The sequence below is a fragment of the Halorubrum marinum genome (assembly GCF_048381195.1).
Taxonomy (GTDB): domain Archaea; phylum Halobacteriota; class Halobacteria; order Halobacteriales; family Haloferacaceae; genus Halorubrum.
The window spans coordinates 228,341-253,256 of record NZ_JBLWMM010000001.1; the positions used below are offsets into that span (position 1 = coordinate 228,341).

At 67.8% G+C, this 24,916-nt stretch carries 26 protein-coding genes; 17 read left to right on the plus strand and 9 right to left on the minus strand.

The window, feature by feature from the left end; genetic code table 11:
• Nucleotides 1-12: 12 nt before the first annotated feature.
• Complete coding sequence (locus ACNSN4_RS01195; RefSeq protein ID WP_418283941.1) at nt 13-318, minus strand: DUF7562 family protein; 306 nt, start codon at nt 316-318, stop codon at nt 13-15.
• Between the two features lie 141 nt (nt 319-459).
• On the opposite strand from ACNSN4_RS01195, the gene ACNSN4_RS01200 reads away from it, so the two are divergent.
• Together ACNSN4_RS01200 and ACNSN4_RS01205 are read left to right on the plus strand one after the other, a co-directional pair.
• Complete coding sequence (locus ACNSN4_RS01200; protein ID WP_418283942.1) at nt 460-939, plus strand: cation:proton antiporter regulatory subunit; 480 nt, start codon at nt 460-462, stop codon at nt 937-939.
• A gap of 75 nt (nt 940-1,014) precedes the next feature.
• Entirely contained in the window at nt 1,015-2,229 is a 1,215-nt protein-coding gene (locus ACNSN4_RS01205) for a cation:proton antiporter (RefSeq protein WP_418284344.1), read from the plus strand.
• A 491-nt stretch (nt 2,230-2,720) separates the two neighbouring features.
• On the opposite strand, the gene ACNSN4_RS01210 is transcribed toward ACNSN4_RS01205, so the two are convergent.
• The 3 genes from ACNSN4_RS01210 to ACNSN4_RS01220 form a co-directional block, all read right to left on the minus strand.
• Entirely contained in the window at nt 2,721-3,167 is a 447-nt protein-coding gene (locus ACNSN4_RS01210) for a DUF302 domain-containing protein (RefSeq protein ID WP_418283943.1), read from the minus strand.
• 92 nt (nt 3,168-3,259) lie between these two features.
• The gene (locus ACNSN4_RS01215; RefSeq protein ID WP_418283944.1) at nt 3,260-3,568 is read right to left on the minus strand and encodes a DUF5789 family protein; all 309 of its coding nucleotides are present in this window, start codon (nt 3,566-3,568) and stop codon (nt 3,260-3,262) included.
• A 270-nt stretch (nt 3,569-3,838) separates the two neighbouring features.
• On the minus strand, nt 3,839-4,984 hold the full coding sequence (locus tag ACNSN4_RS01220; protein ID WP_418283945.1) for an aminopeptidase P family protein: 1,146 nt from the start codon (nt 4,982-4,984) through the stop codon (nt 3,839-3,841).
• A gap of 96 nt (nt 4,985-5,080) precedes the next feature.
• Between ACNSN4_RS01220 and ACNSN4_RS01225 the strand changes: the two genes are divergently transcribed.
• The gene (locus ACNSN4_RS01225) at nt 5,081-5,224 is read left to right on the plus strand and encodes a hypothetical protein (protein WP_418283946.1); all 144 of its coding nucleotides are present in this window, start codon (nt 5,081-5,083) and stop codon (nt 5,222-5,224) included.
• 116 nt (nt 5,225-5,340) lie between these two features.
• Nucleotides 5,341-5,571, plus strand: a complete 231-nt coding sequence (locus ACNSN4_RS01230) for a DUF7543 family protein (protein ID WP_418283947.1) — start codon at nt 5,341-5,343, stop codon at nt 5,569-5,571.
• Nucleotides 5,572-5,627: 56 nt separating this feature from the next.
• Here the strand turns inward: ACNSN4_RS01230 and ACNSN4_RS01235 are convergent, their stop codons facing one another.
• Both ACNSN4_RS01235 and ACNSN4_RS01240 read right to left on the minus strand, forming a co-directional pair.
• On the minus strand, nt 5,628-5,993 hold the full coding sequence (locus ACNSN4_RS01235) for a VOC family protein (RefSeq protein ID WP_418283948.1): 366 nt from the start codon (nt 5,991-5,993) through the stop codon (nt 5,628-5,630).
• A 26-nt stretch (nt 5,994-6,019) separates the two neighbouring features.
• Nucleotides 6,020-7,495, minus strand: coding sequence for a TiaS agmantine-binding domain-containing protein (locus ACNSN4_RS01240; protein WP_418283949.1), 1,476 nt, complete (start codon nt 7,493-7,495; stop codon nt 6,020-6,022).
• 241 nt (nt 7,496-7,736) lie between these two features.
• On the opposite strand from ACNSN4_RS01240, the gene ACNSN4_RS01245 reads away from it, so the two are divergent.
• Nucleotides 7,737-8,708, plus strand: coding sequence for a transcriptional regulator (locus tag ACNSN4_RS01245; protein ID WP_418283950.1), 972 nt, complete (start codon nt 7,737-7,739; stop codon nt 8,706-8,708).
• Nucleotides 8,709-8,750: 42 nt separating this feature from the next.
• Here the strand turns inward: ACNSN4_RS01245 and ACNSN4_RS01250 are convergent, their stop codons facing one another.
• Nucleotides 8,751-10,310 carry a nucleotide-binding protein gene (locus tag ACNSN4_RS01250; protein ID WP_418283951.1) on the minus strand — a complete coding sequence of 520 codons (1,560 nt, stop codon included), beginning with the start codon at nt 10,308-10,310 and terminating at the stop codon, nt 8,751-8,753.
• Between the two features lie 168 nt (nt 10,311-10,478).
• Between ACNSN4_RS01250 and ahaH the strand changes: the two genes are divergently transcribed.
• The 8 genes from ahaH (at nt 10,479) to ACNSN4_RS01290 (ending at nt 18,709) form a co-directional block, all read left to right on the plus strand.
• The gene (ahaH, locus tag ACNSN4_RS01255; RefSeq protein ID WP_418283952.1) at nt 10,479-10,835 is read left to right on the plus strand and encodes an ATP synthase archaeal subunit H; all 357 of its coding nucleotides are present in this window, start codon (nt 10,479-10,481) and stop codon (nt 10,833-10,835) included.
• Nucleotides 10,836-10,839: 4 nt separating this feature from the next.
• A complete protein-coding gene (locus ACNSN4_RS01260) occupies nt 10,840-13,068 on the plus strand; it encodes a V-type ATP synthase subunit I (RefSeq protein WP_418284345.1) in 2,229 nt (742 codons plus the stop codon).
• Nucleotides 13,069-13,288: 220 nt separating this feature from the next.
• Nucleotides 13,289-13,540 carry an ATP synthase subunit C-like protein gene (locus ACNSN4_RS01265; RefSeq protein ID WP_418283953.1) on the plus strand — a complete coding sequence of 84 codons (252 nt, stop codon included), beginning with the start codon at nt 13,289-13,291 and terminating at the stop codon, nt 13,538-13,540.
• A 21-nt stretch (nt 13,541-13,561) separates the two neighbouring features.
• Complete coding sequence (locus ACNSN4_RS01270; RefSeq protein WP_418283954.1) at nt 13,562-14,140, plus strand: V-type ATP synthase subunit E; 579 nt, start codon at nt 13,562-13,564, stop codon at nt 14,138-14,140.
• Complete coding sequence (locus ACNSN4_RS01275; protein WP_418283955.1) at nt 14,137-15,183, plus strand: V-type ATP synthase subunit C; 1,047 nt, start codon at nt 14,137-14,139, stop codon at nt 15,181-15,183. Before ACNSN4_RS01270 ends, ACNSN4_RS01275 begins: the two co-directional genes overlap by 4 nt.
• A complete protein-coding gene (locus tag ACNSN4_RS01280) occupies nt 15,180-15,509 on the plus strand; it encodes a V-type ATP synthase subunit F (RefSeq protein ID WP_418283956.1) in 330 nt (109 codons plus the stop codon). The genes ACNSN4_RS01275 and ACNSN4_RS01280 overlap by 4 nt, the downstream gene beginning before the upstream one ends.
• Nucleotide 15,510: 1 nt before the next feature.
• Nucleotides 15,511-17,286, plus strand: coding sequence for an ATP synthase subunit A (locus ACNSN4_RS01285; RefSeq protein WP_418283957.1), 1,776 nt, complete (start codon nt 15,511-15,513; stop codon nt 17,284-17,286).
• 1 nt (nt 17,287) lies between these two features.
• A complete protein-coding gene (locus tag ACNSN4_RS01290; protein WP_418283958.1) occupies nt 17,288-18,709 on the plus strand; it encodes a V-type ATP synthase subunit B in 1,422 nt (473 codons plus the stop codon).
• A 53-nt stretch (nt 18,710-18,762) separates the two neighbouring features.
• Here the strand turns inward: ACNSN4_RS01290 and ACNSN4_RS01295 are convergent, their stop codons facing one another.
• Nucleotides 18,763-19,959, minus strand: coding sequence for a DUF7345 domain-containing protein (locus tag ACNSN4_RS01295; protein ID WP_418283959.1), 1,197 nt, complete (start codon nt 19,957-19,959; stop codon nt 18,763-18,765).
• A 179-nt stretch (nt 19,960-20,138) separates the two neighbouring features.
• Between ACNSN4_RS01295 and ACNSN4_RS01300 the strand changes: the two genes are divergently transcribed.
• The 4 genes from ACNSN4_RS01300 to ACNSN4_RS01315 all read left to right on the plus strand — a co-directional run bounded on the left by ACNSN4_RS01300 (nt 20,139) and on the right by ACNSN4_RS01315 (nt 24,421).
• Nucleotides 20,139-22,250: a DUF7096 domain-containing protein gene (locus ACNSN4_RS01300; RefSeq protein WP_418283960.1), complete on the plus strand. Its 2,112-nt coding sequence runs from the start codon at nt 20,139-20,141 to the stop codon at nt 22,248-22,250.
• Entirely contained in the window at nt 22,250-22,987 is a 738-nt protein-coding gene (locus tag ACNSN4_RS01305) for a DUF7345 domain-containing protein (RefSeq protein ID WP_418283961.1), read from the plus strand. Before ACNSN4_RS01300 ends, ACNSN4_RS01305 begins: the two co-directional genes overlap by 1 nt.
• A gap of 264 nt (nt 22,988-23,251) precedes the next feature.
• A complete protein-coding gene (locus ACNSN4_RS01310; RefSeq protein ID WP_418283962.1) occupies nt 23,252-23,950 on the plus strand; it encodes a V-type ATP synthase subunit D in 699 nt (232 codons plus the stop codon).
• A gap of 81 nt (nt 23,951-24,031) precedes the next feature.
• On the plus strand, nt 24,032-24,421 hold the full coding sequence (locus ACNSN4_RS01315) for a DUF6276 family protein (protein ID WP_418283963.1): 390 nt from the start codon (nt 24,032-24,034) through the stop codon (nt 24,419-24,421).
• Nucleotides 24,422-24,448: 27 nt separating this feature from the next.
• Here the strand turns inward: ACNSN4_RS01315 and ACNSN4_RS01320 are convergent, their stop codons facing one another.
• Nucleotides 24,449-24,847 carry a PLD nuclease N-terminal domain-containing protein gene (locus tag ACNSN4_RS01320; protein WP_418283964.1) on the minus strand — a complete coding sequence of 133 codons (399 nt, stop codon included), beginning with the start codon at nt 24,845-24,847 and terminating at the stop codon, nt 24,449-24,451.
• Nucleotides 24,848-24,916: the final 69 nt, after the last annotated feature.

Here is a 24,916-nt window from a genome sequence, read left to right on the forward strand (position 1 = left end):
TCGCGTCGCGGGCTATCGGTCGCGCTCGGATCGTGTCGTCGATTCTGAAGCGTCGACCGCGGCGGCGTATCGGTCGAGAAACTCCTCCCGCGTGAGGCCGTCGGACTCGAACGAGAGGATCAGCGATTCGAGCCCGTCGCGGGGCTGGTGACAGATGTCGTCGTCGCAGTCGGTACAGAGGTACTCGAACTCCTTGTCGCGCCGGTTCCAGCGGTCGCCCTCCTTGTCGTACTCGCGCGCGTCCTCGCGGAGCACCGAGTCCCCACACGCGATGCAGATCACCGTCCGCCGGTCCCGGCTTCTCCGGGCTCGCCACATATCTCTCTCATCGACCCCGCAGCACTTAGCGTTTGGTGCGCCGGCTGACGCCCGTCGGACGCGGGGGTTCGGGTCGATCGGTCGGCGACACCGTAGCCAACCGATCTACACTTCTATTACCGTGGGTGCACTCTCGCCGATATGACGATCACCGAATCAGACCTCCCGGGCGTCGGGAAGAAGTTCGAGATCGAACTGAAGGACGGCGAGATGATCGTCGTCATCCACAACACGGGTAAACGCGAGCTGTTCTACCGACCGGAGCGGGACGCCGACTCCGAGAAGGTGTTCGAGTTCGACGACGACCTCGCTCGCACTATCGGCTCGATCATCGAAGGCGCGTACTTCCAGCCGATCGAACCGGACACACAGGAGACGACGCTTCCGGGCGGGATCCTCTTGGAGTGGTACGAGCTCCCTCCCGGCTCGCCGCTCATCGGCGAAAGCTTGGAGAGCGCCGACATCGGCAACCGCACCGGTCTCGCGATCGTCGCGATCCAGCGCGACGACGACGTCATCGATAGCCCCGACGCCTCCACGACGCTCCGTGAAAGCGACACCCTGATCGGCGTCGGCACCCGCGAGAACTGCGCGGCGTTCGAGGAGATCCTCTCGGAATGACCGGGTCTCGGTGCAGCGACGGTACCGGTCAGGAGGTGCCAGCCGGTGGCTGACGCCCTCCTCGAACTGGGGATCATGTTCGCGGCGATCGCGGGCGTCGGTGCGCTCGCGAACCGACTCGGTCAGTCGGTGATCCCGTTTTATATCGTCGTCGGCATGGTCCTCAGCGAGTACGTCCTCGGTCGGGTCGCGCTGCCGATGCTCGGAACGGTGTTCGTTCCCGAGTCGGAGTTCATCACGATCGGGGCGGAGCTCGGCATCGTTTTCCTCCTGTTCTTTCTCGGCTTAGAGTTCAACCTCGACCGCCTGCTCGATCGTCGCACCGAGATCGGGACCGCGGGAACGATCGACCTCGCCAACTTCGGCGCCGGCTTCGTCATCGGCTGGCTCGTCTTCGGCGCGTTCCTGCCCGCGTTTCTGATCGCCGGGATCATCTACATCTCCTCGTCGGCGGTGATCACGAAGTCGCTCATCGACCTCGGCTGGATCGCGAACGACGAGTCCGAGCCGATGCTGGGGACGCTCGTCTACGAGGACCTGTTCATCGCGGTGTACCTCGCGGTCGCGTCCGCCATCGTGCTCGGTGGCGGCAGCGTCGCCGCGGCCGCGTTCGACATCGGGATCGCGCTCGCCTTTATCCTCGTGCTCCTACTTCTCGTGTACTTCGGCACCGCGGCGTTCGCCCACCTCGTCGAGACCGACAACCACGAGTCCATCGTGCTCCGGGCGGTCGGCGTGCTGGTGTTGATCGCGGGGGCGGCGCTCTCGCTCGGCGTCAGCGAGGCGGTCGCCGCCTTCTTCGTCGGGATGGCGTTCTCGTCCACGGAGCACGTCCATCAGATCGAAGAGCTGCTCGAACCGCTCCGTGACACCTTCGCCGCGGTGTTCTTCTTCTGGATCGGGTTGGTCACCGACCCGCTCCTGTTCGGCGGCGTCGCCGCGCTGATCGCGTTGGCCGTCCTCGTGACCACGCCGACGAAGCTCGTGACGGGGTTTCTGGGCGGTCGCGCGTTCGGTCTCGACACCCGGCGGTCGACGCGGGTCGGGCTCGGGATGACGACTCGCGGGGAGTTCTCGCTGATCATCGCGACGATCGCTATCACCGGGGCGGAGGCCGGTGCGTTCGACCCCGAACTCGCGGCGACGATCAACGCCTTCGCGGTCGGGTACGTCCTCGTGATGGCGATCCTGGGCACGACGCTGATGCAGTACTCCGAGCCGTTCGAGCGGTTCGCGGTGTCGCGGCTCGACGGGGTCGCCGCGCCGAGCGAGCCCGAGGCCGCGGACTGAGGCTCGGTCGTTGATTTATAAGTGGCTGACTGGAGATCCTCGGTGAACACCGCCAAAGCCCCAGCCGCGAGGACGGCGCACGCTCGTTGCGCGTTTCAGTCGCTCACTCCGTTCGCTCCTTCCAGTGTTACGTCGTCATCAGAACGCGAAGCGTTCTGATTGGCTCACGAGGCCTCTGCTCTCGTGAACGCCTGCGCCGTCCTCGCGACAGGGCGAGAGCGGAGCTCTCGCTTGCAACCGGCGCATAGCGCCGGTGACAGCGAGGCGCTTCGCGCCTCTGGCAGCCGGCGGCAGAGCCGCCGGCGACTGCCCCTTTGGGTCCCTCCCCGACCGCAACCGCACCGCACCTCACGCCTCCCCAGCCTCGTCGGACCGGCGCAGATGCGCCGGTCCGCCTCCCTCGCGCGGGCTCCTCGCGGTCGCCGGTGGCAACCGCTCGGAGGCACGCGCCACCGCCTTTGTTCGGTATAAGTGTCTGCTGCCGCCGTCGCCTACGCCTCCAGCTCCGCGAACACGGTCTCGACCATCTCGCCGGTGTCGTCGATGATCGCGTCCATCTCCTCGTCGTCGACGGAGAACCCGAGCAGCCGGGCGACCTTCATGATCGAGACGTGGTAGACGAGCTGTTCGTCGGGGGCGATTTCTTGGATAACCATGTTACAGGGGAACAGCGCGCCGATACGCCCGTCGGTCGCGTCGAGCGCGCGGTCGGCGACGGCGGGGTTGCAGGCGCCGAGCACGTAGTACGGGTCGCGGTCGGCGTCGACCTTCTCGTTGAGCAGCTCCGACGGGGAGAACTCGACGGGAACGCCGAACCCGGCGTCGGCACACACCTCTCGGACGCGTTCGATGGCCGACTCGTGGTCGGTGGCGAGCGTCGCTCGCTTCTCGCCGTAGTCTTCGGGGTCAAGCTCGTCGGGATCGAAAGGGATCGCCATACACTGACTCCGGGGCGCTCGACCAAAAAATCGACGGGCGCCGATCTACAGATACGCAAGGCGAGTGCCTCGGGGCGTGACCCCGAGGCGGTTCACTCTGTCGCGACCGGTCCGCGACCGACCAGCTCCTCGACCGCCGCCACGAACTCGCTTCGACTCTCGAACAGCGGCACCTCGGCGTCCGCGAGCACGCTGTCGAGGTCGCGCGCGCCTTCGGGCGTTCGAATCACCGCATCACCCTCCTGTGCGCGCACGTCGCTGCGCTTCGCGGGCCACGTGAGACGAGACGCGACGCGGGCGATCGGCTCGCCCGCCACGTCCGGTCCCTCGCCGAGTTCGACGGCCGGTTCGGCTTCTTCGGCCTCCGCCTCTCCGGCCTCCGCCTCCTCGTTGTCGCTCATACCCCGCGGTTCCGCTCCGGCGACACTAATGGTTTCGATGCGAACCGGACGTGTCGCCCGCGCTGAGCGGGACGGCGACCGCGGCAGCCCCCGAACCACGGCTCCGAAGTAGTCACCCGAAATAATTCGGTAACACGACTATGTTAATCGGCAGTAATTTCCGGTTGGGGGTAGGCACACGACTCCCGCGTTCGCGCGTCGACGACGACTGACGCGCCGGTTCCCCGTTTCGTTCTCATCGCTCACGGACGGACCGGCCCCACGGTCAGTTCATCGCCAGCCGCGGTCCGTCCGATTCAGTCGCTCGCACCCCTCGGTGGTCACGACGATCAGATCCTCGATCCGGCAGCCGAAGCGCCCGTCGAGGTATACGCCCGGCTCCACGGAGAACACCATGCCCGGTTCGAGCTCGCGGTCGTTGCCGGCGACGACGTACGGCTCCTCGTGAACGTCGAGGCCGACGCCGTGACCGGTCCGGTGGACGAACGCGTCGCCGTACCCCGCTCCCTCGATCACGTCTCGGGCGGCCCGATCGATCGATTCGGCCGTCGCGCCCGGCTCCACCGCGTCGACCGCGGCCGCCTGCGCCTCGCGGACGACCGCGTGGACCCGCTCGTACTCCTCGGGCGGCTCCCCGTCGAAGACGAGCGTCCGCGTCTGGTCCGACGGGTACCCGTCGACGCGCGTCCCGAAGTCGAGCACGACGGGCTCGCCCGCGGCGATCTCGCGGTCGCCGCGGCCGTGGTGGGGCTTCGCGCCGTTCGGTCCCGCGCCGACGATCGTCTCGAAGGAGACCCCGTCCCCGCCGTGGGCGCTCAGGCGGTCGCCGATCCACGTCGCCAGCTCGCGTTCGGTCATCCCGACCGCGCCAGCGCCGAGCTCGCGGAGGTCGGTCACGGTCGCGTCAGCGGCGTCGGCCGCGGCGCGCATCGCGGCCAGTTCCGCGTCGTCCTTCCGCACGCGCAGCTCCGCGAGCGCCTCGCTCGCGAGCCCCCACGTCGCGTCGGGCGCGGCCGTCCGGAGATCCTGTGTGAACGTCGCCCACATCGTGTCGTCGACGAGGAGGCGACCCTCTCGCAACCCGACGTCTGCGAGGAGGCGCCGGACCGCCGCGACCGGATCGTCGCCGTCGGCCCACGTCCGCACGTCCTCCACAGACGTCTCCTCGCGAACCCGCGTCTCGTACAGCGCGGGGACGAGCATGACGGGGCCGTTCTCCGCGTCCGGATCCGGTGCCGCCGGTATCGCGAGCAGAAAGTGTCGCTCGCCCGGCTCCTCGTCGAACCCAGTGAGATACTGGAGGTTCCGGCTCGGAACACACACGAGTCCATTCGCGTTCGCTTCTCGAAGCCGCGTCGCCGCCTGCTTGCGTCGGTCCGCGTACACGTCCGTCCCCTCGTCGCCGGTCTCGCTCATGCACGCGCTCGGCGCGGCTGTCGCAAATAAGTACGGAGTCGTTACGCGAGCCGCAGGCACCGCATAACCATATGCGTAGTTGTGGTGGAGTGTCGTATGAGCACAGAGAACGCGTCGATGTTCGACTGCCCGAACTGCGACGTGACCGCACCCTCGGCGGCCGTACCCTACGACACGCTCGGCTACTCGGTGTGTCCGTTCTGTCGGCACTCGTCGAACCCCCTCGACGGCGACCGGTGAGTTTGGCGGCTGTCCGGATACGGACCGCTGCGCCGATCCAGCCACACAGACCCCACCTGACGCCTTCCTGCCGGCGAACCGCGGCCCTTTAGCCTCGGCGCGGGTCTTGTGGAGATATGAGCTGGTCACTGAAACGCGAGGACGACGTCGTCACCGAGTGGGAGCGGTCCGACGGGTACGCCACGGTCAGGGTCCGCGAGCGCGGCGACGGGGGGCTCGTGGTTCGCCTCGACGTGATGGAACAGGCGACGGACGAGTCGGCGTACGAACGCGAGCGATTCGACGACCGAGAGGCGGCGCTCGCCCGCGCCGCGACGTGGCGAGACGAGCGCGATCTCGACGACTGACGCCGATATTCTGTGCCGCGATCGTTCGAACTCGACGCGCTCTCACGACCCCCAACTCACGAGAGGTCGACCGCCGCGTCGAGGAACGCCTGACACTCGACCGTCCGTCCGTCTGGGTCCTCGAAGAAGAACTGATAGATGTCGTACCGCTCGTTCTCGTGCGGGGCGTCGCGGACGGTCGCGGTCGGGGTCTCGGCCAACCGCTCGTGGGCGTCGTCGACCCCGTCGCGGTCGGGGTAGACGAAGGTGAGTGTCCCGCAACGGTCCGTCTCGTCGCGAGCACAGAAGCCGAACAGGAGGGTGTCGTAGCGCAGGATCGTGCAGTCCGGCTGTTCGATCTCCACCGTTGCGCCCATCGTCTCGCGGTAGAAGTCGACGACCGCGTCGTGGTTCTCCGTCGCGTAGAACACGATTCCGGCCATGCTCGATGTCTCGACGGGAGACCACTTCACCGCTCCGGGTGAATCGGCGCGTCGAACCCGCCCCGGACCAGCGGCTTCGCGACGTGGCGCCGGGCGCTCGGCGGCACCTCGTACCAGCCGCGCTCCAGCCCCCTGTCGATCTCCCGGTCGACCTTCCCCGGCGCGGCGGTGTCGCAGTCGCGGCAGCGGTACCCCTGCCCCCGCCCCGCCGAGGACATCGAGCGCCCGCAGTCGGGACACGTCGGGACCGCCGGCTCGGTTCGCACGAGCCCGCGGGCGGCGAACTTCTCCAGTTTGAGCGTCGACCGCCGACTCCCGCCCACGTCCCGCAACTCGTGTTCGCCGCACAGCGTCACCCGGTCGCCGGGGCGGAGCGCGCGAACGCGGTCGCGGAACCGGCCGGTCGGCTTGAACGCGAGACACCGGAGGCGTTCTGGAGCGGTCGTCTCGGCGTCGGTAACGGCCGACTCGGCGTCGTCGGCGCCGGGCGGAACAGCGGCGGCTCCGGGAGGTACGACGTCGACGTGGACGTGCCCCCCGCGTTTCGTCTCCGGCTCGCTCGCGACGACTCCGTCCACCCGATAGCCGGCTCCGTCTCGGAGCGCGCCGATCGCCCCGGTCGCGAGGTGGGCGTCGGTGCCCTGGTTCGTCAGGAACGTCGCGGCGCGCTCGACCGGTTCGCTCTCGATCGCCGCCGCGGCGGCCCGACAGGCGGCCGCGTCGTCGCCGCGGATCCCGTGGAGGATCGGTCCGGGGGCGTTGGGGACGCAGACGGCGGCACCGGTTTCGCGATCGACCGTGTCCCAGACGGTCGGGTACCACTCGTCCGCGGCGGCGAAGACGCTCTCGACGTCGACGTCGCGGGGCGTTCCGCACCGATCCAGCTCGCGGTAGGAGATGCGCTCGACGGTCCAGTCGTCGAACGCTACCGCGGCACCGATCGCCGCGAGCGCGCCGATCCGCCCGCGCCCCGCGACGGCGCCGGAGTCCGGGCTGGCTTCGCCCGGACTCGCCCCCGTTCCCGCTCCCCCCTCACCGAACGCCGCGTGTCGGAATCCGTGTCGGTCCGCGAGCGTCAGCGCCTCGTCCAGCGAGAGGCGGTGTCGGAGCGCGCGCCGGGCGAACGCGGCCACGCCGTCGGGGACGGCGATGTCGTCGAAGGTGGAAACGCCGTCGGGAGCGGTGCCACTGTCGCCCGGCGGCAGATCGACATCGGCGACGACGACTCCGGGCGAGGTCCGGGGATCGTCGGCTGCGGCGAACTCCCGGACCGTCTCCGACGCGAGGGCGAACGCGGTGTCACCGTCGATACCGGCGACGTGTAGCGCGACGGCGGCGTTGCCTCGCGTCTTGTGTTTCACGGCCGGGTTGAGCCGGATGAGGAGCCGCCGTCGGACGCGGCCGCCCGCGGCGTCGAGCCGCTCTGCGAGGCGTGCGCCGACGTACGTCGTGCACATTCCGCGCTCGCGGGAGTCGGTGTCGTCGACGGCGACGATGGGCATGGGAGGGGTTTCTCGCTGCCGACCAAACCGGTTTCGGCGTCGGTCTGCGGTCGATCGGCGTCGGTCTGCGGTCGATCGGCGTCCCGATGTCGCGTATCGGCGCCGGACTCGACCGGGACCGAGAGTCAATCAAATATATAACCGCATCGCCCAGTGGATCGGCAAAACCGCAGGCGGGCAGCGGTTTCGCGCGTATACAACTGACACAATGTATATATACGGCGACCCGCTTATGTCGACTATGTCCCGGACTGCGCTGATCGAAAACGTCACCGCGATGCTGGAGGACGCGGGCTTCCTCGTCAGCGACCGGTGTGCGGTCCGGCCCAAGAGCTTCGACGTGGCGGCCCGACGCGGCGAGGATCTCGTCCTCTTAAAAATTCTCGGCAACGTCGACGCCCTCGATTCCGAGACCGGCGCGGAGATGCGGCGGCTCGGCGAGTACCTGCAGGCGACGCCGATGGTGATCGGGATCCGGACCAGAGACGAGGAGCTGAAACCGGGCGTCGTCTACTTCAGACACGGCGTTCCGGTGTTCAACCCCGACACGGGGTACGACCTGTTCGTCGAGGGGATGCCGCCGCTGATCTACGCGGCCCCCGGCGGGCTCTACGTCAGCCTCGACGGCGATCTGCTCGCGGACGAGCGCGAGGAGCGCGGCTGGTCGCTCGGTCGGCTCGCGACCGAGCTCGGCGTCTCCCGACGCACCGTCTCGAAGTACGAGGACGGGATGAACGCCTCGATCGAGGTCGCGATCCAGTTGGAGGAGCTGTTCAACGAGCCGTTCTCCAGCCCGGTCGACGTGCTCACCGGGGCGAGAGACGTCCGAGACGCGGAGCCGACCCCCTCCGCGCCGGAGACCGACCCCGACGACGAACACGTCCTCCACGTGCTCACGAGCGCGGGGTTCACCGTCCACCCGACCGCGCGCGCTCCGTTTAAGGCCGTCTCCGAAGACGAGGAGAGCGCCGTGACACGCGTGCTCACGGGTCACTCGGCGTTCACGCCCGCCGCGGAAAAGCGCGCAAAAATCATGTCCTCGATCGGCGAGGTGGCACAGACGCGCTCCGTCTACTTCACCGAGGAGGAGGAGAGGCGCGACTCGGTCGACGGCACCGCCTTGGTTTCCTGTGAGGAGCTCGCCGACATCACCGATCCCGAGGAGATCCGCGAGCTGATCCGCGACCGCGCGGAGGCGCCGTCGGAAGCCTGACCAGCTCCGGCATCTTCGTCCCCGTTATCTCCGATCCGACGCTTACCGACCGAACAGCCGACTGAGGAACCCGCCTCTCTTGTCGTCACCTCGCTCGCTTCTATCGTCGCGTTCTTCGTCGTCCCTCTCGCGTCCCTCACGGTCTCCATCGTCGCTGTCGCCCTCGTCGGCGGCCCCGTCGTCGCCCGCTGCCGCCGCCTCGTCGCCCGTGAGCGCCGTGTTCATCGTTCCGGTGTCGTCGTCACGGAAGGGGACGCTCCCGACCAACTCGTCGTCGATATCGCTCGTTTCGTTGCTATCGGCCGTCTCGTCGCCCGCGACCGTCTCGCTTTCACCCTCCCTCGCCCGCGAGGCGACCTCGTCGGCGTCTGCGATCGCTTCGTCGTCTCTGCCGCTTTCGTCGGCCTCGCTTTCATCAGCCTCATCGATGTCGCTTTCGTCGCTTTCGTCGTTCTCGTCGCTTTCGTCGGCCGTATCGGCCTCTCGGTCATCGAACGCCGCGGATTCGTCGTCGTCGGCTTCGATCATCGCTTCGAGGTCGTCGCCGTTGACGTGGTCTTCACCGACCATCTCGGTCTCGTCCGCGACCTCGCTACCGGGACCGTCCGGCGCTGCCGACGGCTCGCTCCCCGCTGTGTCGCGTTCGGCCGCCGAATCGTCGTCTGCGACCGGTGACTCGTCGGCGACGATGCCGTCCTCGTCGTCGTCTGCTTCAGCGCCGTCGCCTCTCTCAGAGTCGCCTCCCTCAGAGTCGCCTCTCTCCTCGTGTTCCGCAGCTATCGATTCCGGTCCCTCGGCGCCGTCGTCTGCGTCGGACGGCTGTTCGGCGTCGCCGCGCTCGGCCTCGTCGTTTGCCACACCGGTCGAGAGCCCGTCGCCGTCGATCTCGGCGCCGGTCAGCGCCCGCGTCAGGTCTCGGTACCCCCGCGTCGCTGGCGCGTCGGGCGCGAACAGCGGTAGCGGCTCCCCCGCGTCGGCCGCCCGCAGGACCGATTCGTCTTCGGGGATCCGGCCGAGCACGGGCGCGTCGAGCAGTTCGGCGACGAGGTCCGCGCCGTCGGCTTCCCCGCCAGCCGCATGGTCGGCATCGATCCGCGTTATCGCCGCCCCGGCGACGGTACCGCCGAGGCGTTCGGTCAGCTGCCGGGTCTTATCGGTGTCGCCGAGCGCGCTCCGCTCGGCCGTCGAGACGAGCAGCGTCTCGTCGGCGAGCCCGAGCGGGAGCGTCGAGTCGTGCGAGAGCCCGGCGCCCGCGTCGACGAACACGTAGTCGGCGTCGTCGAACGCCGACACGACCGCGCCGAGGACCGACGGATCGGCCGCCGCGTACGCGTCGAGGTCCGCCGTTCCCGGGACGACCCGAAGCCCGGACGGCCCCTCGTAAACCGCGTCGAGCGGCTCGGCCTCCCCAGCCAGCACGTCGTGGAGGGTGGTCTCGCCGGGGGTCACGCCCACGGCCGCCGCGAGGTTCGCCATGCCGATGTCGGCGTCGATCGCGACGACGTCGGCGCCCGAGTCGGCCAGTATCGTCGCGATCGCCGCGGTCGTGGTGGTCTTCCCGACCCCACCTTTCGCCGACGCGACCGCATACACCGTTGTCATACGGTGACGGTCCGGCGACTGGTACTTAAATGTAGGCGGCAGCACGCGGATTCGATCGGGCCGACGACGGGGGATCAGCCCGAAATCCGCCGCGGAGCCCGCCGCAAATCCCGCAGATTTTCGCAAACACCTTATACGTCGCTGGTAGAGATTCAGGCGATTAGTAGTATGGCGAGACCAGAGGTGCTCGACCGGATCAAGCAGGCTGAAACGGAGGCGGACGAGATCATCGCGGAGGCTGAATCGGACGCCGACGAGCGCCTCGCCGAGGCTCGACAACGCGCGGAGAAGATCCGCGCCGAGGCCGAGGAAGAGGCGGACTCCGAGGCCGACGAGCGGCTGGAGGCGGCCCGCGAGGACATCGAGGAACGCCGCGAGGAGATCCTCGAATCGGGTCGTGCCGACCGCGACGAGCTCGAACGCGAGGCCCGCGACCGCGTGGAATCGGCCGTCGACTACGCCGTCGAACGGTTCGAAGAAGCGGTGAACCAACAAGCCGAGGAGGCGGTGGATGCTCAGGCCTGAGCGGATGAGCAAGGTGTCGGTGACGGGCTCGAAGCGCGTCATCGACGACGTGATCGAGGCGACGTACGAACACCACTCCCTGCACGTCACCGACTACGACGAGCGCTACGAAGGGTTCGAACCCGGAGAGTCGCTCGACGGCGCGGAGGCGGTGAACGAGCGACTCGTCACCGTCCGATCGCTCGAGAGCATTCTCGACGTCGAGGGCGACGAGATCGAGGTCGGCGGCGCGCTCGACGACGCGGCGCTCGAAGCCGAACTCGCTGATGTCCGCGAGCGCGTGAACGCGCTCAACGACGAGCACGACGAGCTCCGAGCGGAGATCCGCGACCGGCAGGAGGAGATCGACCGGATGGAGCCGTTCGCGGAGCTCGGAATCGAGCTCGATCTGCTCGGCGGCTACGAGTCGCTCGAAGTCGTCGTCGGCGAAGCGAAACCCGACGCCGTCGAGGCGGCGCTCACCGACGCGGACGGGATCGACGCGTTCGACGTGTTCGCCGGCGGCAACGTCGTGGCGATCTTCGCTCGGCCCGCCGCAGACGCGGACGAGGGGGTTCTCCAAGACTCGCTCGTCGGGGTCGACATCGCGCTGCTCGAGGTTCCGGACGCCGAAGCCAGCCCGACCGAATACGTCGCCGAGCTCGAACGCGAGCGCGACGACCTACGGAGCGATCTGACGGCTGTCGACGCCGAGCTCGCGAGCGTGAAGGAGGAGGCCGCCGGCTTCCTGTTGCGCGCCGAAGAGCAGCTCACCATCGAGGCGCAGAAGAAGGAGGCACCGCTCTCCTTCGCGACCACCGAGAACGCGTTCATCGCCGAGGGATGGGTCCCGACCGAGACGTACGCCGACTTCGAGGCGGCCATCGACGAGACGGTCGGCGACCACGCCGAGGTCGAGGAGCTCGAACGCGCGTCGTTCACGCCCGACGGCGACCACCACACCGAGGCGGTCGGCGGCGACGGCTCGGCGAGCGGAGCCGCGGCGGCTTCGACCGCCGGTGCCGACGCCGCAGACGCGGACGACGTCGAGCGCGAGGCCGCCACCGACGGCGGTCACGCGACCCACGGTAGCGACGACCCGCCGGTCGTCCAGAACAACGGGAGCGCAGCCGGTCCCTTCGAGCTGCTCGTGCAGGGGTTCGGCCGACCGAAGTACTCGGAGTTCGATCCCACGCTTCTCGTCTTCCTCACGTTCCCGTTCATGTTCGGCCTGATGATCGGGGACATCGGGTACGGCGTGCTGTACGCCGGTATCGGATGGTTCCTGTACGCGAACTACGACGGCGCCTTCCGGGAGATGGGCGCGGTCGCTATCTGGGCGGGTCTGTTCACGGTGCTTTTCGGTATCTACTACGGGATCGACCTGTTCGGATACCACGCGTACCCGCTGCTCGGCATCGACTCGTGGCCGGTCGCGAAGGGGCTCTCACCGGCCGACCTCGACTGGGCGCTGTCGTGGCTCGTGGTGAGCGTCGTGTTCGGACTCATTCACCTGAACGCGGGGTACGTCCTCTCGTTCGTGAGTAACCTCCAACAGCACGACCTCAAGCACGCGATATACGAGAGTGCGTCTTGGTTGCTCCTGCTCAACGGCGCGTGGCTGTGGATCTTCAGCCAGCACGTCCCCGGCCCGAAGCCCGACTTCCTCTTCGAGTCGGTCTCGGTGCTCACCCTCGGCGCGGTGACGTTCTCCGGATTCCCGGTCGCCGTCGGTATCGCCGGCCTCGTGGCCGCCGGACTCGGCGTCGTCCTGCTCGCGATCGGTGAGCCGGCGGAGCTCGCCGAGGTGCTCTCTCCGGTCGTCAACGTCATCTCGTACGCCCGGCTCATGGCGGTGCTGCTCGCGAAGGGCGGAATGGCGCTCGCCGTCAACCTGCTCGCGTTCGGCGCGTACATCGACAACGGCGGCTCGGGGAGCTTCCACTTCATCTTCAGCGCCGAGCGGCTCGCCGAAGTGCAGGCGCAGCCCGACTCGTACGAACTCGTCTTCGCGGGGATGACGACCGCCTTCGACCCGGCCTCGATCGGCGCGGTCGGCGTCGTCGCGCTGCTCGGCGGCGTCGTCGTCGCCATCATCGGTCACATCGTCGTGCTCCTGCTCGGCATCACGGCCGCCGGCATTCAGGGAATCCGTCTCGAGTACGTCGAGTTCTTCGGGAAGTTCTACGAGGGCGGCGGCGACACGTACCTCCCGTTCGGCTACGAACGGCAGTACACCGCCGAGGATAACTAGCGGCTCTCCCCCCGGGCACGCTTCCGAGCGCGCTCGTCGAACTGTCACGAATCTGTGGAATGCTGTGCACTCGTCCCGCGATTCCGGCGGGATGGCACCTCCATCAGTCGCGGCTTTTTGCGTCGTTTCGCCCGCGCTATTCGGTCGTTTTGGGAAGCTTTATGACCACTGTGGCGGCAAATAGCAACTGTTCGGAGACGAGCAACCGTAACTACTACCAATGCTTGAAGCTACCAACGAACTCGGGAATGCCGTACTGTCCACTGGTGGAACGCTCACTGACCCTAGCGCCGCAGCAGCCCTCGCTGTCGGGCTCGCGGCCCTCGGTGCGGGATACGCCGAGCGCGGTATCGGTTCGGCCGCCGTCGGCGCGATGGCCGAGGACGAGGATCTGTTCGTCAACGGGCTCATCCTGACGGTCCTTCCCGAGACGATCGTTATCCTCGCACTCGTCGTCGTCTTCATCGTCTAAGCGGCACCCCCTTTCACACCAATGAGTTTGGACACTGTCGTTGAGGACGTTCGAGACGAAGCCCGCGCGCGTGCAGAGGAGATCCGCGAGGCCGCCGACGCCGAGGCTGCGGAGATCATCGCCGAGGCGGAGGAAGACGCCGACCGGATCCGCGAGGAGCGGCTCGCCGAGGTCGATCGGCAGATCGATCAAGAGCGCGAGCAGACGCTCTCCTCGGCCAAACTCGGGGCCAAACAGGAGCGGCTCGGTGCCCGTCGCGACGTCCTCGAAGACGTCTACGACGACGTCGAGGCGGCGCTCGCCGGCCTCGACGCCGACCGACGCCGCGAGCTGACCGAGGCGCTGCTCGACGCGACCCTCGCGGAGTTCGACGACGACGAGGACATCGCCGTCTACACCCGCAGCGAGGACGTCGAGCTGCTCGAGGAGCTCGTCGCCGACCGCAACGCGCAGGTCGACGGCGAGATCGACTGTCTCGGTGGCCTCGTCGCGGAGAGCGACACCTCTCGCGTCCGCGTGAACAACACGTTCGACTCGATCCTCGACGCCGTCTGGGAGGACGAGTTGAAGAACATCTCGGAGCGACTGTTCGACCAATGAGCGCCGTCGGCAGCTCGAACCCAGAGTACGTCGTCGCGCGGGTTCGTGCCCGCCGCGGCAGCCTCTACGGGGACGAGGAGTACCGGAAGCTCACTCGCATGAGCCCGGCGGAGATCGCCCGATTCATGGAAGAATCGAGCTACGCGGCGGAGATAAACGCCCTCGGTAGTCGCCACGGCGGCGTCGACCTGATCGAGTACACGTTGAACCGGAACCTCGCGGAGCAGTTCGAGGCCATCCTCGACTGGAGCGAGGGATCGCTGTACGACCTGATCGCCCGCTACCTCCGGAAATTCGACGCGTGGAACGTGAAAACGGTTATTCGCGGCGTCTACACCGAGGCCGATCAGTCCGCGATCGAGTCCGACCTGATCCGCGCCGGCGAGTTCGACGACCGTCGGTTCCGTCGCCTGCTGGAGGCCGACTCGATCGAAGCCGTCATCGAAGTGCTCGAAGACACGATCTACGGCGCTCCGCTTCGGGAGGCGTACGCGGAATACGAGGAGACGAAGGTCCTCGTGCCCCTGGAGAACGCCGTCGACCGCGCGTTCTACGAGCGGCTCCTGTCTGGGCTCGGCGGCGACGAACCGACCCGACAGTACGAGGCGTTCCTCAAGGCGGAGGTCGACTTCCGGAACGCGACGAACGCCCTCCGGCTCGCCCGGTCGGGCGCGGATATCGACCCCGCAGCGTACTTCATCGAGGGCGGCGAGCTGTTCACGCGCGGGTCGCTCGCCCGACTCGCGCGGAACCTCGACGAGCTCGTCGAGTACATCGCGGACAGCCAGTACGCCGACGAACTCGGTCCGGCGCTGCGCGAACTCGAGGAGGCGGACAGCCTCATCGCGTTCGAGCACGCGACCGACGCCGCGCTGTTGGCGTACGGCGACCGCCTCGGAACGATCCACCCGGTGTCGGTGACGCCGGTGATCTCGTACATCCTCGCGAAGGAGCGCGAGGTCGAGAACATCCGCGCGATCGCCCGCGGGAAAGAGGCCGGGCTGTCGGCCGACGAGATCGAATCGGAGCTGGTGATAACATGAGCCAGGAGATCGCCGTTATCGGCAGCCCGGAGTTCACGACCGGATTCCGGCTCGCCGGCGTGCGGAAGTTCGAGAACGTATCGGACGACGAGAAAGACGAGCGGCTCGACGAGGCCGTCGAACGGACTCTCGACGACGAGGGCACCGGTATCATCGTGATGCACACCGACGACCTCGAACACCTCTCGCGGGGGACCCGCGAGGCGGTCGAGGGAAGCATCGAGCCAGTGCTCGTGACGCTCGGCGGGTCCGGCGCAGGCAGCGGCGGGCTGCGCGATCAGATCAAACGAGCCATCGGGATCGACCTGATGGAGGAGGACGACTAATATGAGTAAAGCAGAATCCACGGAGACCACCAGCGAAAACGGTGTTATCCAAAGCGTGAGCGGTCCGGTCGTGAGCGCCCGTGATCTCAACGCCCGCATGAACGACGTCGTCTACGTCGGCGACGAAGGCCTCATGGGGGAAGTGATCGAGATCGAGGGCGATATCACGACGGTTCAGGTGTACGAGGAGACCTCCGGGGTCGCCCCCGGCGAGCCCGTCGAAAACACGGGCGAGCCGCTGTCGGTCGACCTTGGTCCGGGAATGCTAGACGCCATCTACGACGGCGTCCAGCGCCCCCTGGACGTGCTGGAGGGCAAGATGGGCAGTCCGTACCTCGACCGCGGGGTCGACGCGCCCGGCATCGACCTCGAGAAGGAGTGGGAGTTCGAGCCCACCGTCGAGGTCGGCGACGAAGTCGGCCGCGGCGACGTGGTCGGGATCGTCGAAGAGACGGTCACCATCGACCACAAGGTGATGGTGCCGCCGGACGCGCTCGAAGCGGACGAGACCACCGAGGTCACTGCCATCGAGTCGGGCTCGTTCGACGTCACCGAGACGGTGGCCGAGCTCGCCAACGGCACGGACGTGTCGATGCATCAGGAGTGGCCCGTCCGCGAGGCGCGTCCCTCCGAGAACAAGAAGACGCCCCGGACGCCGCTGGTGTCCGGTCAGCGCATCCTCGACGGCCTGTTCCCCATCGCGAAGGGCGGGACGGCCGCGATTCCGGGGCCGTTCGGCTCCGGGAAGACGGTCACGCAGCACCAGCTCGCGAAGTACGCCGACGCGGACATCATCGTCTACGTCGGCTGCGGCGAGCGCGGTAACGAGATGACCGAAGTGATCGAGGACTTCCCCGAGCTGGAGGACCCGGCCAACGGCAACCCGCTGATGGCCCGAACCTCGCTCATCGCGAACACCTCGAACATGCCCGTCGCGGCCCGTGAGTCCTGTATCTACACGGGAATCACGATCGCGGAGTACTACCGCGACATGGGCTACGACGTCGCGCTGATGGCCGACTCCACCTCCCGGTGGGCGGAGGCGATGCGCGAGATCTCCTCCCGACTGGAGGAGATGCCCGGCGAGGAGGGGTACCCCGCGTACCTCGCCGCCCGGCTTGCACAGTTCTACGAGCGCGCCGGTTACTTCGAGAACGTCAACGGGACGGAGGGGTCCGTCTCCGCGATCGGCGCGGTGAGTCCGCCCGGCGGCGACTTCTCCGAGCCGGTCACGCAGAACACGCTGCGTATCGTGAAGACGTTCTGGGCGCTCGACGCGGACCTGGCAGAGCGACGCCACTTCCCGTCGATCAACTGGAACGAGTCGTACTCGCTGTACAAGAACCAGCTCGACCCGTGGTTCCAGGAGAACGTCGAGGAGGACTGGCCCGAGAAGCGCCAGTGGGCGGTCGACATCCTGGACGAGGAGACCGAGCTGCAGGAGATCGTCCAGCTCGTCGGGAAGGACGCGCTTCCGGACGACCAGCAGCTCGTCCTCGAAGTCGCCCGCTACCTGCGTGAGGCGTACCTCCAGCAGAACGCGTTCCACCCGGTGGACACGTTCTGCCCGCCGGAGAAGACGTACCTCATGCTGACGACGATCGAGGCGTTCAACGACGAGGCGTTCGACGCCCTCGAAGCGGGCGTCCCCGTCGAGGAGATCGTCGACACCGAGGCCGCCCCCCGGATCAACCGGATCGGCGTCCAAGAGGACTACGAGGAGTACACCGAGGAGCTCAAAGCCGACATCGCCGAAGAGCTCCGGAGCCTCTACTAACATGAAAGAGTATCAAACCATCACCGAGATCAGCGGCCCGCTGGTGTACGCCGAGGTCGACGAGGCGATCGGCTACGACGAGATCGTCGAGATCGAAACGGCACAGGGGGAGACGCTGCGCGGACAGGTGCTCGAATCCTCGGAGGGCGTCGTCGCCATCCAGGTGTTCGAGGGCACCTCCGGTATCGACCAGAACGCGTCCGTCCGCTTCCTGGGCGAGACGATGAAGATGCCCGTCACCGAGGACCTGCTCGGACGGGTCCTCGACGGCTCCGGCCGCCCGATCGACGACGGCCCGGAGATCGTCCCCGAAGAGCGCCAGGACATCGTCGGTGCGGCGATCAACCCGTACTCCCGGGAGTATCCCGAGGAGTTCATCGAGACGGGCGTCTCCGCGATCGACGGGATGAACACGCTCGTCCGCGGCCAGAAGCTCCCGATCTTCTCCAGTTCCGGCCAGCCGCACAGCAAACTGGCGATGCAGATCGCCCGGCAGGCCAGCGTGCCCGAAGAAGAGGAGGGCGACGACGAGGACAGCTCGGAGTTCGCCGTCATCTTCGGTGCGATGGGGATCACGGCCGAGGAGGCGAACGAGTTCATGCAGGACTTCGAGCGCACCGGCGCGCTCGAACGCTCCGTCGTCTTCATGAACCTCGCGGACGACCCGGCCGTCGAGCGGACGGTCACTCCGCGGATGGTGCTCACCACGGCCGAGTACCTCGCCTTCGAGAAGGACTATCACGTCCTCGTCATCCTGACGGACATGACCAACTACTGCGAGGCGCTCCGCGAGATCGGCGCGGCCCGCGAGGAGGTCCCGGGTCGTCGTGGCTACCCCGGATACATGTACACCGACCTGGCGCAGCTGTACGAGCGCGCCGGTCGGATCCAGGGCCGTGACGGGTCGGTGACGCAGATTCCGATCCTCACGATGCCGGGAGACGACGACACCCACCCGATCCCGGACCTGACCGGGTACATCACGGAGGGACAGATCTACGTCGACCCCGACCTGAACAGTCAGGGCCTACAGCCTCCCGTCAACGTCCTTCCCAGCCTGTCGCGGCTGATGGACGACGGGATCGGCGAGGGGCTCACCCGCGAGGACCACGAGGACGTCGCGAACCAGATGTTCGCGGCGTACGCCGAGGGCGAAGACCTCCGCGACCTCGTGAACATCGTCGGCCGCGAGGCGCTCTCGGAGCTCGACAACAAGTATCTCGACTTCGCGGACGCCTTCGAGTCGGAGTTCATCGACCAAGGGTTCGACCAGAACCGCGACATCGAGGAGACCCTCTCGATCGGCTGGGACCTCCTCTCGACGCTTCCGAAGGACGCCCTCAACCGGATCGACGAGGAGTTCATCGAGAAGTACTACCGCGAGGACGACTCCGAGAGCGAAGTCGTCGAAGCGGCCGACTGACGCGGCGTCTTCTTTCCACTCTTTCGCCCTCGAACAGCGGTCGCGTCGGACGCTCACTCGCCGTCGTTACCGTCGACCAGGTCGATCACGTTCTCCCGTCCGATCCGAAGCTTCTCGATCTCGCCGTCGTCGGCCATCCGCGAGAGCACGCGCGACGTCTTCGATTTCGACCAGCCGAGCGCGTCGACCACCGCCGACTGCTTCATCCGTCCGTTCTCCTCGCTGAGCACGCGCGTGACGCGGTCTTCGTCCGTGAGCAGTGCCGGATCTATCTCACCTGAATCGGCCGATTCCTCCGCTGCGACCGCCCGATCCCCGCGGAGTTCCGCCGTTTCGCGGCCGGAGCCCTTTGCGGCGGCGCCCGAGTCGTCCTCACCGCGCTGTTCCGTGTCGACACCGCCGTTCGTCGAGGGGGCTGCCGCGGGGGAGTCGCTGTCGGCGTCGCCGCCGAGTCCGATCCGACCGGTTCGGACGGCGAACGCGCCGAGCGCGAGGGCGGCGACGATGAAGAGGCCCCCGAGCGCGACGAGGATCGGGGCGTTGCTGGCTAGGACCCCGTCTCCGCCTGTCTCACTGCTCCCGCCATCGACGGTCGTCGCGGGCGCGGCTCGGACGCTCGGATGGCCGTCGGCGAAGTCCTCCCGTCCCCGCCACTCGGAGACGCCGTCGTCGATCTCGTCCGGGGTCGGCGAGACCTCCGCGATCGCGTAGCCGTCGGGTACTGCGATCGCCAGCGCGTCGTCGTCACCGATGAAGAACCCGCCGTCGAACACGTCGCCGACGACGACCGCGTCGCCGTTAACCGCCGCGAAGCCGGTCCAGGTGAATCGGAAGTTCACGACGCCCCACCGACGCGGCACCTCCTGTATCGACGTGTCGGCCTCGAAGTCGGTCGCGCGCATCTCGCGGTCTGACGACTCGTTCGCGGCTGCGACGACGCCGGTCATCCGGTTGGCGAACGGGTCGAGATAGCGGCTCGTGTTCGATCGGAACCGCTCTTGAAACCGCTCGTACTCGGCGACGTCAGAATCGTTTTCGAGCCGCGTCCGGAGGGTTATCTCCCACGTCGCCGAGCCGTCGGCCGTCAGGCTGATCCGCGTGATCGTGTTGTCCGGCTCCGGCTGGTCGTCGGTCTGCAGAAACGCGGTCGTCTGTGCGCCGGCGGGCGCGGCGAACGCGACGGCGGCGACACAGCAGACGGCGACGAGGAGGGCGGCGATCGATCCGATCGTCCGATCGCGTCGTCTCATTAGTGTACGGTACCTCGGCTCGCGGGTTAAACCCACAGATCGTCGCGCGACGTGTCTCGTGCAACCCGTTGAAACTCGGTGCAACGGTCGTTTGTGCGGTGAAATCCGGTGGAACAGAGCGCAACGGGCCGCCACGGTCGTCCCGGTATATGTGGTCGGGAGCCATTGACCCATCCGTCATGCAAGGCACACGACTCCTGACCGTTCTCATTGCGCTGGGGCTCGTTCTGGGCTCCGTGCCGGGCGGGGCGCTCGCGAGCGCCGCCGGTACCGGGGACGCGACGGATATCGACGCAGCCGACGCGGTGATCGAGGGTATCGACGACTCGGCCGTCACGGCACAGACGGACGACGGGACCGCTGGCGACGACGACGCGAATGCCAGCGAGAACGATGAGAACGCCAGCGAGGACGACGAAAACGCCAGCGAGGACGACGAAAACGCCAGTGAGGACGACGAAAACGCCTCACGGGCGACCGTCGGACAGCAGCTCGCGACGGTGATCGCCGTCACCGACGACGAGGTGTCGAGCGACGTCGAGTCGTCGTCGCTCGACGCGGCGCTCGAAGACGCCAACGAGTCGGAGCGCGCGGCGATCCTCACCGACCGCGCCGCTGCGCTCCGTGACCGCGCCGACGGGATCGTCGCCGATCAGCGCGAGGCGCGCGTCGCCTACGAAGACGGCGAGATAACTCGCGGCGAGTTCGCACAGCGGCTCGCGGTGCTCGCCGGACAGGCCCACACGGTCGACCGCGGCTTCGACCGGGTCGACGACCGCGCGGACGACGTCTCCGCGCTCGAACTCCGTGCGGCGGGGTACGACCAGAACGCCAACGCGGAGGCGCGTCAGCGACTCACCCGCGTGACGGGAACCGGAGCGAGCGCGCTGCTCGCGCAGTACACCGGCGAGCACGCCGGCGAATTCTCCCTCGAGGTCGACGGCGGCGTCTCCATCGAGGTGGAAAACGACGACGGCGAGCGCTCGCGCGAGTTCGAGCGCGACCAGCCCGGTGACGGGAGCTTCGACGTGACGCAGAGCGAGGCGCTCACCGCGGCTATCACGCAGCTGTCGACGGACGCGGACGGCGAGTGGACCCTTCGGTCCGCCGACCGCGACGAGGACGACGGCTACTACGAGTTCGAGTTCACCTTCTTCGGTCCGGAGACGACCGGCGAAGCCGAAGTGAGCGTCGACGGTCAGACCGGTGACGTGTTCGAGTTCGAAGAGGAGCTCGAACCCCGAGACGCCGACGACGACGAGGAGACGCCGCTGTCGATCTCGATCGTCGACGGAACGGCCGAGCCGGGCTCGACGGTGACGCTCCGCGTGACCGCCGCCGGTGAGCCCGTCGAGGGCGCGACCGTCGAACTGGACGACCAGGACGCCGGAACGACCGACGCGGACGGGCAGATTACCGTGACGCTGCCCGACGACGACGAGGTCGACATCGAGGTCGAGGACGGCGACCGCGAGGGCGAACTGGAGCTCACGCTCCGGTCGGACGTCGGCGACGACCGCGACGACGAGGTCCGCGAGCGGCTCTCCGTGGACGGCAGCGTCGAGGACGGAACGGTCACCGTCTCGGTGACGTACGACGGCGAGGGCGTCGACGGCGTCTCCGTCTACGTCGACGACGAGCGCGTCGGGACGACCGGCGCGGACGGGAGCCTCTCGTTCGACGCGCCCAGCGTCGACGACGAGCTGGAGGTGACGCTCGTGAAGGGCGCGTTCGAGGCCGAACTCGAGTTCGAGGTCGGCGCGGACGGGACGCTCGTGCTCGATGACGTCGATATCGACGAGCGCGACGCGGACGACCGCGACGACGACGCCGACCGCGATGGTGATGAACTCTCCGTCGCCGTTGTCTCCGGCGACCCTGCCCCCGGTGCGACGGTGACGATCGAAGTGACCGACGTCGACGGCGAGCCCGTCGAGGGCGCGAGCGTCGAGGTCGAAGACGAGTTCGTCGGAACGACCGACGCAAATGGACAGATCACGGTGACGCTCCCGGCCGATAACGACGAGGCCGAGATCGAAGTCGAGGACGGCGACCGCGAGGGCGAACTCGAGATAGAGTACGCCGACGTGGACGGCGATGATGCGGAGGCCGACGATGACGATGCGGAGGCCGACGACGATGATGCGGAGGCCGACGACGATGATGTGGAGGCCGACGATGAGGACGATGAGGATGATGACGACGACGATGACGATGAGGACGACGACGATGAGGACGACGACGATGAGGACGATGAGGACGACGACGAGGCCGCGGAGGACGACGAGTGATGCGTTCCCGCAGCCGCGTCGTCACGGTCCTCACGACGGTCGCGGCGGTCGCGCTTATCGGTGCGCTCCTCGCGCCGGGGGTCGCCGCGCTCGACGATCCGGGCACGGAGGCCGCGGTCGAGGACGGTTCGGCGTTCGTCGTCGCGCTCGAACCCGACGGCGACGCGACGGTCACGCTCGTGTTGACTTACGACCTCGCTGACGCCGACGACGAGGCGGCGTTCGAGGACCTGCGCGAGCGCCCGGAGAACGTCACGGCCCGATTCGACGACCGCATCTCTCGCATCGCCGATCGGACGGCGACGCAGGTCGACCGCGAGATGACCGTCTCCGACGTTCGCACCGAGATCGAGTCCGGTGACGGCACCGGTGTCGTTCGGCTCTCTGCGACGTGGACGAACCTCGCCGCGGTCGACGGTGACCGGCTGGTCGTGAGCGAGCCGTTCGCCAGCGAGTTCCGACCGGACCGTCCGTTCGTCCTCGTCGCTCCCGACGGGTACGCGCTCGCGGACGCGACGGTCGACGCCGACGCGACGACCGCGTCCGACGGTGGCGACAGCGGCGACGCGGTGACCGCCGAGTGGGCCGCCGGCACGGACCTGTCGGGCTTCTCCGCCGCGTTCGCTCCGAGCGACGCCGCCGGTGTCACCGACGGCTCGCTCCCGACCCCGCTGGCGCCGACGCTGGCCCTCCTCGCGGCAGGACTGCTCGGATACGCCGGCTGGCGGAGAGCGTAGCCGAGCGACGCAGCCGACTTCGGTTCGACGAGACTATCGCGGGTCCCGCCGGGACGTCCACCCATCCAGTCGGCCCCACCGGACCCGAACGGGCGAGCGCCACCTCGGCTACGGCCGCCGGGCGCGACCGCCCGCGCCGTCAGAGGCACGCGATCGGTCCCGATTTTTCGACCCCTTTCGTTGATCGCCACGTGCGTGGCCGCGCGCGGACACGTCGCGACTGAAAAGAATTAACCCCCTCGGAGCGGAACACACGCCCAATAGATGGCCAAGGACGTCAAACCGACTCGGAAGAACCTGATGGCGATTGAGGACCGCATCGACCTCTCCGAGCGCGGGCACGACACCCTCGAACAGAAGCGGGACGGCCTCATCATGGAGTTCATGGACATCCTCGATCAGGCCCAAGACGTCCGCTCCGAGGTGTCCGCGAACTACGAGACGGCCCAGCGAACGATCGACATGGCTCGCGCGATGGAGGGCGACGTCGCCGTCCGCGGCGCGGCCGCGGCCCTCAAAGAACACCCGGAGATCACGACGCAGTCGAAGAACATCATGGGCGTCGTTGTCCCGCAGATCGAGTCCTCGAAGGTGAAAAAGAGCCTCGACGAGCGGGGCTACGGCCTGCTCGGCTCGTCCGCGCGGATCGACGAGGCGGCCGACGCGTACGAGGAGCTGCTCGAATCGATCATCCTCGCCGCCGAGGTCGAGACGGCGATGAAGAAGATGCTGACGGAGATCGAGACGACGAAGCGCCGCGTCAACGCCTTGGAGTTCACCCTCCTGCCCCGTCTGTACGAAAATCAGGAGTACATCGAGCAGAAGCTCGAAGAGCAGGAGCGCGAGGAGATCTTCCGTATGAAGAAGATCAAGGCGAAAAAAGAGGAAGAGGAGAAGGAAGAAGCGGAGGAGGCTGCAGCCGCCGAGGCCGCCGCGGTCGAGGAGCCGGAAGCGGCCGACTGATCCCGCTCGACCCGACCCCCAATTCTCTTCGGCCTGTTTCGACCCCTGCCGTTTATTCACCGCCCGTCGCTATCGGATCGCGTGTCTTGTCCCCACTGTGACGCCGCCGTCGTCGCGTTCGCGGTCCCGCCAGCGATCGTCGAGCACGCCCCGGCGGCGGAGACGGCGGTCTGTACGCGGTGCTTGCGGACGTTCCCGGCCGAGCGGGCGGGCGTCGCGGCGGAGGCGACCGGTGACCCGGACCTCTCCGTCGTCGACTCGGCGTTTCCCGGCGGCGAGGCGGGGATCGCGTTGGCGCTCGTCTGTGGCCACCTCGAGTCGTTCGCGCTCAACCGAGCCTCGATCGAGGCGCTCGTCGAACACGCGGAACTGAAAGGGGCCGACGTCTTCGCGTTTCTCGACCGACTCGACGCCGGCGACGCGGCGTTCGACCTCGACCGTCGTCGGGCGGCTCTGGTGGACGTTTTATAACTCGCGTGCGGTCGTCAGATTCCGCGGTCACCGCCTGTCGCGGCTGGCGCTGTCGCGTCCGTTCCCTTCGCCCGCGACTTCGTCGACGTCGACGCTCGCCGGATCGTTCCACTCGTCGTCGTCCGAGTCGACCTCCGTCCCGGCCGGGCCGAGCGGCTTCTCGCCCCGGCGTGATTCGTGGACGGCGAAGCCGGCTTCACGGCTCTCAGTTCCGCCGGCGTACGGGTCCTCTTCCGGGTCGTAATCCCGTTCGTCGCGCTCGAAGATGTACGCGAAGAAGCCGAACAGCGGGACGAAGAAGGCGATAGCCGTCCACTTCCGGCGATTCATTCCGCGCTTCGGCGCGTCGACGTAGACGTAGGCCGCGAATCCGACGAGCCACGCGAGCGGCACGCCGATCAGGATGGCGGCGACGAGCGGTTGCATACCGACGCTTCGGGCTCATCGGCTTAAGCCCACGGGTGAGTTTTGCGGCGCCGAGCGGGGCCCGCGCAG